This is a genomic window from Lysinibacillus sp. UBA6686, assembly GCF_002455205.1.
Classification (GTDB): domain Bacteria; phylum Bacillota; class Bacilli; order Bacillales_A; family Planococcaceae; genus Lysinibacillus; species Lysinibacillus pakistanensis.
Genome location: NZ_DKJS01000054.1, coordinates 19,383 through 28,746 on the forward strand (window position 1 = coordinate 19,383; position 9,364 = coordinate 28,746).

8 protein-coding genes are annotated in these 9,364 nt (G+C 39.4%); all 8 read right to left on the reverse strand.

From position 1 onward, the window contains the following. Window positions 1–124: 124 nt before the first annotated feature. On the reverse strand, window positions 125–877 hold the full coding sequence (locus B2R82_RS13910) for an SDR family NAD(P)-dependent oxidoreductase (protein WP_286925427.1): 753 nt from the start codon (window positions 875–877) through the stop codon (window positions 125–127). 171 nt (window positions 878–1,048) lie between these two features. Then, window positions 1,049–2,341, reverse strand: a complete 1,293-nt coding sequence (eno, locus tag B2R82_RS13915; protein ID WP_286925428.1) for a phosphopyruvate hydratase — start codon at window positions 2,339–2,341, stop codon at window positions 1,049–1,051. 2 nt (window positions 2,342–2,343) lie between these two features. Continuing rightward, window positions 2,344–3,885 carry a 2,3-bisphosphoglycerate-independent phosphoglycerate mutase gene (gpmI, locus tag B2R82_RS13920; RefSeq protein WP_286925429.1) on the reverse strand — a complete coding sequence of 514 codons (1,542 nt, stop codon included), beginning with the start codon at window positions 3,883–3,885 and terminating at the stop codon, window positions 2,344–2,346. Next, window positions 3,878–4,639, reverse strand: a complete 762-nt coding sequence (gene tpiA, locus B2R82_RS13925) for a triose-phosphate isomerase (RefSeq protein ID WP_286925430.1) — start codon at window positions 4,637–4,639, stop codon at window positions 3,878–3,880. The genes gpmI and tpiA overlap by 8 nt, the downstream gene beginning before the upstream one ends. Before the next feature lie 18 nt (window positions 4,640–4,657). Beyond that, window positions 4,658–5,842 carry a phosphoglycerate kinase gene (locus B2R82_RS13930; RefSeq protein ID WP_286925431.1) on the reverse strand — a complete coding sequence of 395 codons (1,185 nt, stop codon included), beginning with the start codon at window positions 5,840–5,842 and terminating at the stop codon, window positions 4,658–4,660. A gap of 852 nt (window positions 5,843–6,694) precedes the next feature. Further along, a complete protein-coding gene (gap, locus tag B2R82_RS13935) occupies window positions 6,695–7,711 on the reverse strand; it encodes a type I glyceraldehyde-3-phosphate dehydrogenase (RefSeq protein ID WP_283869459.1) in 1,017 nt (338 codons plus the stop codon). 113 nt (window positions 7,712–7,824) lie between these two features. After that, on the reverse strand, window positions 7,825–8,856 hold the full coding sequence (locus B2R82_RS13940; RefSeq protein WP_286925432.1) for a sugar-binding transcriptional regulator: 1,032 nt from the start codon (window positions 8,854–8,856) through the stop codon (window positions 7,825–7,827). 202 nt (window positions 8,857–9,058) lie between these two features. After that, window positions 9,059–9,181 carry a hypothetical protein gene (locus tag B2R82_RS13945; protein WP_286925433.1) on the reverse strand — a complete coding sequence of 41 codons (123 nt, stop codon included), beginning with the start codon at window positions 9,179–9,181 and terminating at the stop codon, window positions 9,059–9,061. Between the last annotated feature and the right edge of the window lie 183 nt (window positions 9,182–9,364).

Sequence of the window (9,364 nt, forward strand, 5' to 3'; positions counted from 1 at the left end):
TTCTGACTCTTCCTGAGCGGTTACTGACCCTTCGATGAAGTATTTAGTTTTCATATAAAAATAAGCCTTACCAATCCAGTTACATTGCGACTAAGAATTTTCCGACAAAATATATCATTTCCAATTATCGCCCTCCGCTAACATTTATAATTTCTCCTAGGATATAATTTGAAGCATCGGAGGAAAGGAAGACGATTACCTCTGCTATTTCCATAGGTGTTGCAGCCCTTTTAATAGGTACAGATGAAGCCATTCGCTCAAGTCGATTATCGTCAGGAGCAAATTTAACGTGAAAAGGTGTCTCTACCATTCCAGGTGCTACCCCATTCACGATTATTCCATAGTCAATTAGCTCTTTGGACATTCCTATTGTCATTGTATTGATCGCCCCTTTAGCAGATGCGTAATGAATACTTTCTCCTGCCCCTCCAATTCGTGCAGCCGCTGAAGAGACATTAATAATTTTTCCATCTTTTTTCGGAATCATATGTCTTAATACAGCTTGAGAGCAGAAGAGAACACTGTTAACATTTAATTTGAACGTTTCTTCCCACAGTTCTTCGCTCATATCCATAAATGTACTTTGACGGACACCACCCCCAGCATTATTAACTAAAACGTGAATTGTGCCAAATGAAGAAATAGCTTGTTCAACCATTGAATCCACTTCTTCTTTATTCCTCACATCAGCTTGAATTGCAATGGCCTCTCCCCCTTTTTTTTGAATACGTTGAACGGCTTCCCTGGCACCGTTCACATTTGAATGATAATTAATAATTACTTTAGCTCCTTTTGATGCCATCAACTCAGCCGTGGCAAGCCCAATACCTGAGCTTGCGCCTGTGACAAGAATAATTTTTCCTGATAAGTTATGCATAGCGTCCCTCCTAGTTTTAATAGTAATTCTACATTTTACATATTTAAACCTTTTAAAGAAGATTTATATACTCTGGAAAATCTGATTTTTTTCCCCGCATCATTACAACTTTGTAGGCACAAAAAAATCGCCTACAAGGTCATTGGATACCTTGAGGCGATTTTTGTGAGCTTATTTTAAATTATAAAATGAATGTAAGCCTAAATATTCAGCTGTTGCACCAAGCTGGTCTTCAATGCGAAGAAGTTGGTTGTATTTAGCTACGCGGTCTGTACGTGATGGAGCACCTGTTTTAATTTGACCCGCGTTTGTGGCAACTGCAATATCAGCGATTGTTGCGTCTTCTGATTCACCAGAGCGGTGTGAGATTACTGCTGTATAACCAGCACGTTTTGCCATTTCGATTGCTTCAAATGTTTCTGTTAGCGTACCGATTTGGTTTACTTTGATAAGGATTGAGTTTCCTACACCTTGCTCAATACCAGCTGATAATTTTTTTGTATTTGTTACAAATAGGTCATCACCTACTAATTGTACGCGACCACCAATACGATCAGTTAATAGCTTGTGTCCAGCCCAGTCATTTTCGTCTAAGCCGTCTTCAATTGAAATAATTGGGTATTTATTTGTTAACTCTTCGTACCAATCAACCATTTCTTCAGAAGTTTTCACAACACCTTCACCATCTAAGTGATATTTGCCATCTTCTTTATTGAATAATTCAGATGAAGCAACGTCCATTGCAAGTTTTACTTCCTCACCTGGTTTGTAGCCTGCTTTTTCGATTGCTTCTAAAATTACAGTAATGGCTTCTTCGTTAGAGCCAAGGTTTGGGGCGAAACCACCTTCATCACCTACTGCTGTGTTATAGCCTTTTGCTTTTAATACAGCCTTTAGGCTATGGAAGATTTCAGCGCCCATACGTAAAGCGTGACGGAATGATTCTGCGCCAACAGGCATCACCATAAATTCCTGAATGTCTACATTATTGTCAGCGTGTGCGCCACCATTTAAGATATTCATCATTGGTACTGGTAGTTGTTTTGAGTTAAAGCCACCAAGATATTGATAAAGAGGTACATCTAAATAATCTGCCGCAGCATGTGCAACTGCCATGGATACACCTAGAATTGCGTTAGCACCTAACTTCCCTTTATTTTCTGTGCCATCTAGCTCGATTAAAGTTTTGTCGATTACGACTTGATCAAGAACTGAATAGTTTCCTTCTAATTCTTGCGCAATAATTGTGTTAACATTTTCGACTGCTTTTAATACACCTTTGCCTAGGTAACGAGATTGGTCACCATCGCGTAATTCTACTGCCTCGTATTCACCTGTAGATGCTCCTGATGGTACGATTGCACGTCCAAAAGCTCCTGATTCTGTAAATACTTCAACCTCTACTGTTGGGTTCCCACGTGAGTCTAAAACTTCGCGCGCATAAACTTGTGTAATAAATGGCATAATTAATTCTCCTCTTTTTCAATTAATGATTGTCCTGTCATTTCAGTAGGCTGTGATACCTCTAATAATTCTAACATGGTTGGCGCCAAATCGGCTAAAATGCCACCATTTCGTAAAACTAAATTCGGTTTCGTCACAATTACGGGAACAGGATTTGTTGTATGAGCTGTCATTGGCTCCCCTGCTAAAGTCAGCACTTCATCAGAGTTACCATGGTCAGCTGTAATAATAGCTGCACCGCCTTTTGCAAGCAGTGCATCTACTACTTTCCCTAGACATTCATCGACTGCTTCTATTGCTTTAATCGTTGGCTCTAGCATTCCACTATGCCCCACCATATCTGGGTTAGCAAAATTAAGGATGATTCCATCGAATTTTTCAGCAGCTATTTCTGCAAGTAAGGCTTCTGTCACCTCATAGGCAGACATTTCAGGTTTTAAGTCGTAGGTTGCAACCTTTGGGGATGCAATTAAAATTCGCTCTTCCCCTTCAAATTTATCCTCACGTCCACCACTCATAAAGAAGGTCACATGTGGATATTTTTCTGTCTCTGCAATACGTAGCTGTGCTTTACCATTTGTGGCTAACACTTCACCTATCGTATTTTTTAGGTTGTCATTTTCATAGGCCACCTGTGCATGAACTTCATCACTATAGTGTGTGAAGGAGACAAATTTTAAATTTTTTGGATGCTTAGCCGATAAAACAAAGCCATCAAATTCATTATTTGTAAATACTTTTGACAATTGAATGGCACGATCAGGGCGGAAATTAAAGAAAATTACTGCGTCATTATCATTAATTGTAGCCACTGGCTCTCCATGCTCTTGGATACTAAATGGAATCACAAATTCATCTGTTACCTCACGCTCATAGGATGCTGCTACACCACTTGCTGCACTTTCTGCCGTTTGACCAACGCCATCAACAAGTACATTATAGGTTAGAGCTACACGATCCCATCGTTTATCACGGTCCATTGCATAGTAACGTCCATGAATAGAAGCGAATTTACCTATACCAATTTCAGCCATCTGTCTTTCAGTTTCTTCAATATAATCTAATGCTGTTGTTGGTCCAACATCTCGCCCATCTAAAAAGCCATGTACGAAAACTTCTTCTAGCCCCTGCTGCTTAGCAAGCTTTAATAGGGCAAACATATGCTCAAAATGACTATGAACGCCCCCATCCGACAGTAGGCCCATAACATGCAGCTTCGACTGATGAGCCTTTACATGTGCCACTGCCTCTAAAAATGCAGGATTTGTAAAGAAGTCACCTTCACGAATCGATTTATTTAAACGTGTTAGGCTTTGATAAACAATACGTCCAGCACCGATGTTTAAGTGTCCAACTTCAGAATTGCCCATTTGACCTTCTGGTAACCCTACTGCTTCACCTGCTGCCGTTAATGTAGCATGGGGATACTGGTTCCAATAACGATCAAAATTAGGCTTATTTGCTTGTGCTACAGCATTCCCGTATGTTTCATCTCGAAATGCGAAGCCATCTAAAATAATTAATGCTACTGGCTTTTTAGGCATTTGCCGCCGCCTCCAATAATGTTAAATATGATTTTGGTTGTAAGCTAGCACCACCAACTAAGGCACCATCAATATGCTCTTTTGATAATAATTCTGCGATATTTTCAGGCTTCACACTGCCACCATACTGAATACGTACAGCGGCCGCTGTTTCAGCATTATATAGATCCTCCACAACCCCACGAATAGCTCCACATACTTGGTTTGCATCTTCTGCTGTTGCTGTTTTCCCTGTGCCAATTGCCCAAATTGGCTCATAGGCAATGACCATATGCTCCACCTGTTGCGCTTCAAACCCAGCAAGTGCCGCTTTAATTTGACTAGCTACCTTTTGCTCAGTCGTTCCTGCTTCACGTTCTGTAAGCGTTTCACCACAGCAAATAATTGGTACGATGTTATGTGCTAATGCTGCTGCTACCTTTTTATTAATGGCTTCATCTGTTTCATTGTAGTACTCACGACGTTCTGAGTGCCCTAAAATGACATAATCCACTTGTACACTTGCAAGCTGATTCGGGCTGATTTCTCCTGTAAATGCACCCTCATTTTCATAATGCATTGTTTGTGCACCGATCGCTAGCTCCGAATCACTAGCAACCTGCACAAGTGTAGGTAAATAAAGTGCTGGTGCGCAAACAACAGCATCTACTTTGTCATTTGAAGGAAGTTTGTCCTGAATCGCATCGACAAACTCGATGGCCTCCTCAAATGTTTTATACATTTTCCAGTTACCTGCAATAATTGGTTTACGCATCATTTTGCCTCCAATAGTTTATTTATCGTTTAGTGCCACAATGCCAGGAAGCTCTTTACCTTCCATTAATTCTAATGAAGCACCGCCACCTGTAGATATGTGATCCATCTTATCTGCTACATCAAATTTTTCAACAGCTGCTGCAGAATCGCCTCCACCAATTACTGTATAACCTGCTGTATTGGCCATTGCCTCAGCCACAGTTTTAGTGCCACTTGCAAACTTATCCATTTCAAAAACACCCATAGGACCATTCCAAATAATTAATTTAGAATTCTGAATGACCTCTGCATAATTTGCCGCTGTTTTTGGACCAATATCTAAGCCCATCCAATCTGCTGGAATGGCGTCTACATCTACAATTTTCGTTTCTGCATCTTTTGAAAATTCATTTGCAACAACTGCATCAATCGGCATATGTAATTGCACGCCTTTTGCCTTAGCCTTGTCAATAAAAGATTTAGCTAGCTCAATTTTGTCCTCTTCCAATAAAGACTTACCGATATCGTACCCCTGTGCTTTTATAAATGTAAATGATAAACCACCGCCGATAATTAAGTGATCTACCTTTTCCAGTAAGCTTTCAATAACACCGATCTTATCCTTCACTTTAGCACCACCGATAATGGCCGTAAATGGACGCTCAGGGCTAGATAATGCTTTACCTAATACATCTAGTTCCTTTTGCATAAGGAAACCAGAAACAGCTGGAACATGCTTAGCAATACCTTCTGTTGACGCGTGTGCACGGTGAGCAGCACCAAACGCATCATTAACATAGACATCTGCTAATTTTGAAAATGCTTCTGCTAGTGCTGGGTCATTTTTCTCTTCACCAGCGTGGAAACGTACATTCTCTAGTAAAAGAATGTCACCATCTTGCATGTTGGTAACAGCCTTCTCTACCTCTTTACCAATTGACTCATCCAATTTAGTAACTGGCTTGCCGATTAATTCAGCTAATCGAACTCCTACAGCCGTTAGACGCATCTCTTCTTTTACTTCACCCTTTGGTCGTCCCAAGTGAGAGGCTAGAATTACTTTAGCTCCTTGCTCCACTAAATATTCAATTGTAGGGATTGCTGCACGAATACGTGTATCATCCGTAATCACACCATCTGCCATCGGTACATTAAAATCGACACGTACAAATACTCGCTGCCCTTTTACCTCAATATCTTTCATCGTCTTCTTATTTAACATGAAGAAACCCCCTTCAAAGTTTTTAATTTGCGAATTCCCTGGATCACCCATCTTGGCTCCTCAATTCTTCACAATCACTCTATTCAATCAATTATGTCCCAGCGGAATTGTTTCCGGATTTTTTAGAGCTCGCTCTTCAAAACCCTCACATTGGTCTGGGGGCTTATCTTGATTAGCGGCGTTTTATGTCTGCTAAATCAAGATAAAAATAGCATATCCCATAGAATTCGGCTATTCACCATAACTGGTTGACTTCCGCTCCGCCAGTGTGCTTTCCAAGGGGCGTCCGATGAGCCGCTTCACTCGCGCTCCAGGGTCTCATCTTGGACGCTTAATCCCCTAGGAGTCACACTGGCTTCGCTCCAGTCAACTACTATTACAATTAAAAATGTCAACCACATCTTTTGGTGATGAACCTAGAATTCACTAAAGGAACCAGCTTTTGATAAAGTATCCTTTTACTTGCTTTTATAGTAACAAAAGTCACGTTCTATGTCTTGCGATTGTATATATTTGTTTGAAAGACCGTTTGTTAAACTTTGCACCTATTTTCATTCAACGCTATATTCCTGTATCAATGACGCTCCAGCACAATTGGTTCTGGGTTTTTTTGGAGCTCGCTCGAAAAAGCTCCAATCCAAATCCGTGATATCAGCCCGGCGCAAGATCTTGATTAAGCAGGTGTTTAATTATGCTTGCTGAATCAAGATAAAAAAAGAGTAAGGGGTAAACATCCCTTACTCTCTTTACCCTTGTATATTATATCTTTTAGATATTTTAAAGGCTATACTTTTTATGCCTAAAAAGCGGTATTATGTCACACTTTTTACTTTTATTTTTGAAATATGTCGCTTATTTATGATTGAATCCTTTTTCTGCAATATATAGAGCTAAGTCCATTAAACGAGTTGAATAGCCAATTTCGTTATCATACCATGCTAAAACCTTCACCATACTATTCTCTAACACCATCGTAGAAAGACCATCCACTGTTGAAGAATTGTGATTGCCATTGTAGTCAATGGAAACTAAAGGTAGTTCATTGTAGCCTAAAATACCTTTAAGTTCGTTTTCTGAGGCTTCTTTTAGTGCTGCATTAATGGATTCTTTCGTTACATCTGCTTTTAGTTCTACTACTAAATCAACACAAGAAACGTTTGGTGTTGGTACACGCATAGAGAAGCCATCTAATTTACCTTTTAATTGAGGTAAAACTTTAGAAACTGCTACAGCTGCCCCTGTTGTTGTTGGAATCATTGACACAGCACCTGCACGTGCACGACGTGGGTCAGAGTGAGGGAAGTCAAGAATTCGTTGATCGTTCGTATAAGAGTGAATTGTTGTCATCATACCGCGGACAATACCGAATTTCTCATCCAATATTTTTGCTACAGGTGCTAAACAGTTTGTTGTACAAGAAGCATTTGAAATAACATCGTCTGTTTCAGGATTGTAATCTTCATGATTAACACCCATGACAAATGTAGGCATTGCACCCTTTGCTGGTGCTGAAAGGATCGCTTTTTTAGCACCTGCTTCAATATGCTTACTTACTTCTTCCATAGAGCGGAATTTACCTGTACATTCAAGCACAACATCTACACCAAGCTCACCCCATGGTAATTGAGTAGGATCTTTTTCAGCATAAACTTTCACATTTTTTCCGTTCACTACGAAAGAATCGCCTTCTGCATAAACCTCAGCATCGTAGATACCGTGTACTGAATCATATTTTAATAAATGTGCAAGCTGACCAGCATCTGTTAAATCATTTACTGCAACTACTTCAAATTCATCGTGCTCCATTGCTTCACGAAATACTAAACGTCCAATACGCCCAAATCCATTAATCGCTAATTTTAATGCCATTGTCAATTCCTCCAATAATGTTTAAATATTATTTTGCCAAAATGGCTTTATTCTCAACCAGAAAGTGTTGATCACTCACTGAAATAGAGTACTTTTTCAAACCTAAAACTATTCTATAAAGAAGGTAAACCCTCAGCGATTGCTTTTGCTGCCGCCTCATCAGTAATAAATATGGTTTGCTTTGGCGCAACCTTAAAATACGATAGCATTGCCTTCATTTTTTGTTTACCTGCAGCAACTGCAATTACTTGCTTACTCTCTTGAACTTGCTCTAGCTGAATACCGATTGTACGTATTCGATGAACTATCTCACCTGCGGCATTAAAATAATAGCCAAATGCTTCACTCACAGCACCCTTTTCTTCAAGAATTCGTAAATCCTCAGGTGATGAGTTCCGCCTTAATGCCATTTCCTCTGCAGAGCCTATCCCATGGATAACACAATCTGCACGCTCATAATAATTCATCATTTCCGTTACCATTGGCTCTGTGAGCATAGCTTGATATGCCTGCTCGCTTAAATGCTCAGGTAAAAACAAGGTGCGATATTGGGCATCCATCTGCATGGCAAATGTTGCAACGAGTGTATTGGCTTGCATTTGCATTTCATGTCCAATTCCACCACGTGCAGCTACAAATGTAATGTCTTGTGCATGTGCAGGATGTAGAAATGGTGTCAGTGACGCAACAGATTTGCCGCCCGTAACAGCCACGACCTGCCCATTGAAATTGGAAGACATAAATACTTGCGCTGCCTCCTTACCAAGTAAGGTGAGTACCGTATCGTCCTCATTATAATCACCTGGTACAACAATTACATGCTGTAAACCAAAATGCTTTTCCAGTAATTTTGCTAACTGGGTAAGTCCCGACCATTCGTAAACGAGTGTTCTTAATTTTTCTATTACTACTTCACCATCATCTGTACATACCATACCCGACTTTTGAGAATCTAATAACCCTTGCTCACGTAAAATATCTGTTTCTTTTCGTATTTCACGTTCAGTCATTTTTAATGATTCTGCAAGTGTTCGACGCCCAATAGGCTGCATTAGCTGGATTGTCTGCAAAATACGGTATCTTGTTTGAAGAAGCGGATACATTTCTGGAAGTAGCCTTTGCTGTGCATCAGGTACAGATAACATATTTATCTACTCCCTTTTCAATAGTAATGGGTCTTATTTTGTCCCACTATACAATTTTGTGTCCCACTTATAGTTTTATTATAATATGCTTTGAATTAAAGAGCAAGTGTATGATGCGGTAATTGGAAAAAAATTAATATTAATTAGTTTCCAATTAAAAAAAGGCCTCATAACTAGTACTAGTTATGAGACCTCAGTCGTCTTATTTTGTAAAAGATAAAATGGCGTTTTTCTTAAATCCTTCTAAAGCTTTTGTTGCTTCAATTTTATTTGCATACTCAAAAATACGAACATCTTTTTTCTCAAATACTGTAATAACCCACATTGTAAAATCTCCCTTCGAATTCGTTTTTTTGTAATATAACAACCACTAGAAATCGTGATACTATTTTAAACTGTTTTATAACAATTTCTTTCTTGACTCTTATTCTACTCCGATTTATTTAAAAAGAAAGCGTAATGTGAAGGTCTTCACAAACTGTTCAAATTCAAAACGCTTTCATTGAAC

Bases quoted from the DNA above. Each gene is read 5' to 3' on its own strand.
- B2R82_RS13940 (WP_286925432.1), bottom strand. From the start codon at position 8,856: ATGTTATCTGTACCTGATGCACAGCAAAGGCTACTTCCAGAAATGTAT.
- B2R82_RS13930 (WP_286925431.1), bottom strand. From the start codon at position 5,842: ATGTTAAATAAGAAGACGATGAAAGATATTGAGGTAAAAGGGCAGCGA.
- eno (WP_286925428.1), bottom strand. From the start codon at position 2,341: ATGCCATTTATTACACAAGTTTATGCGCGCGAAGTTTTAGACTCACGT.
- B2R82_RS13910 (WP_286925427.1), bottom strand. From the start codon at position 877: ATGCATAACTTATCAGGAAAAATTATTCTTGTCACAGGCGCAAGCTCA.
- gpmI (WP_286925429.1), bottom strand. From the start codon at position 3,885: ATGCCTAAAAAGCCAGTAGCATTAATTATTTTAGATGGCTTCGCATTT.
- tpiA (WP_286925430.1), bottom strand. From the start codon at position 4,639: ATGCGTAAACCAATTATTGCAGGTAACTGGAAAATGTATAAAACATTT.
- B2R82_RS13945 (WP_286925433.1), bottom strand. From the start codon at position 9,181: ATGTGGGTTATTACAGTATTTGAGAAAAAAGATGTTCGTATTTTTGAG.
- gap (WP_283869459.1), bottom strand. From the start codon at position 7,711: ATGGCATTAAAATTAGCGATTAATGGATTTGGGCGTATTGGACGTTTA.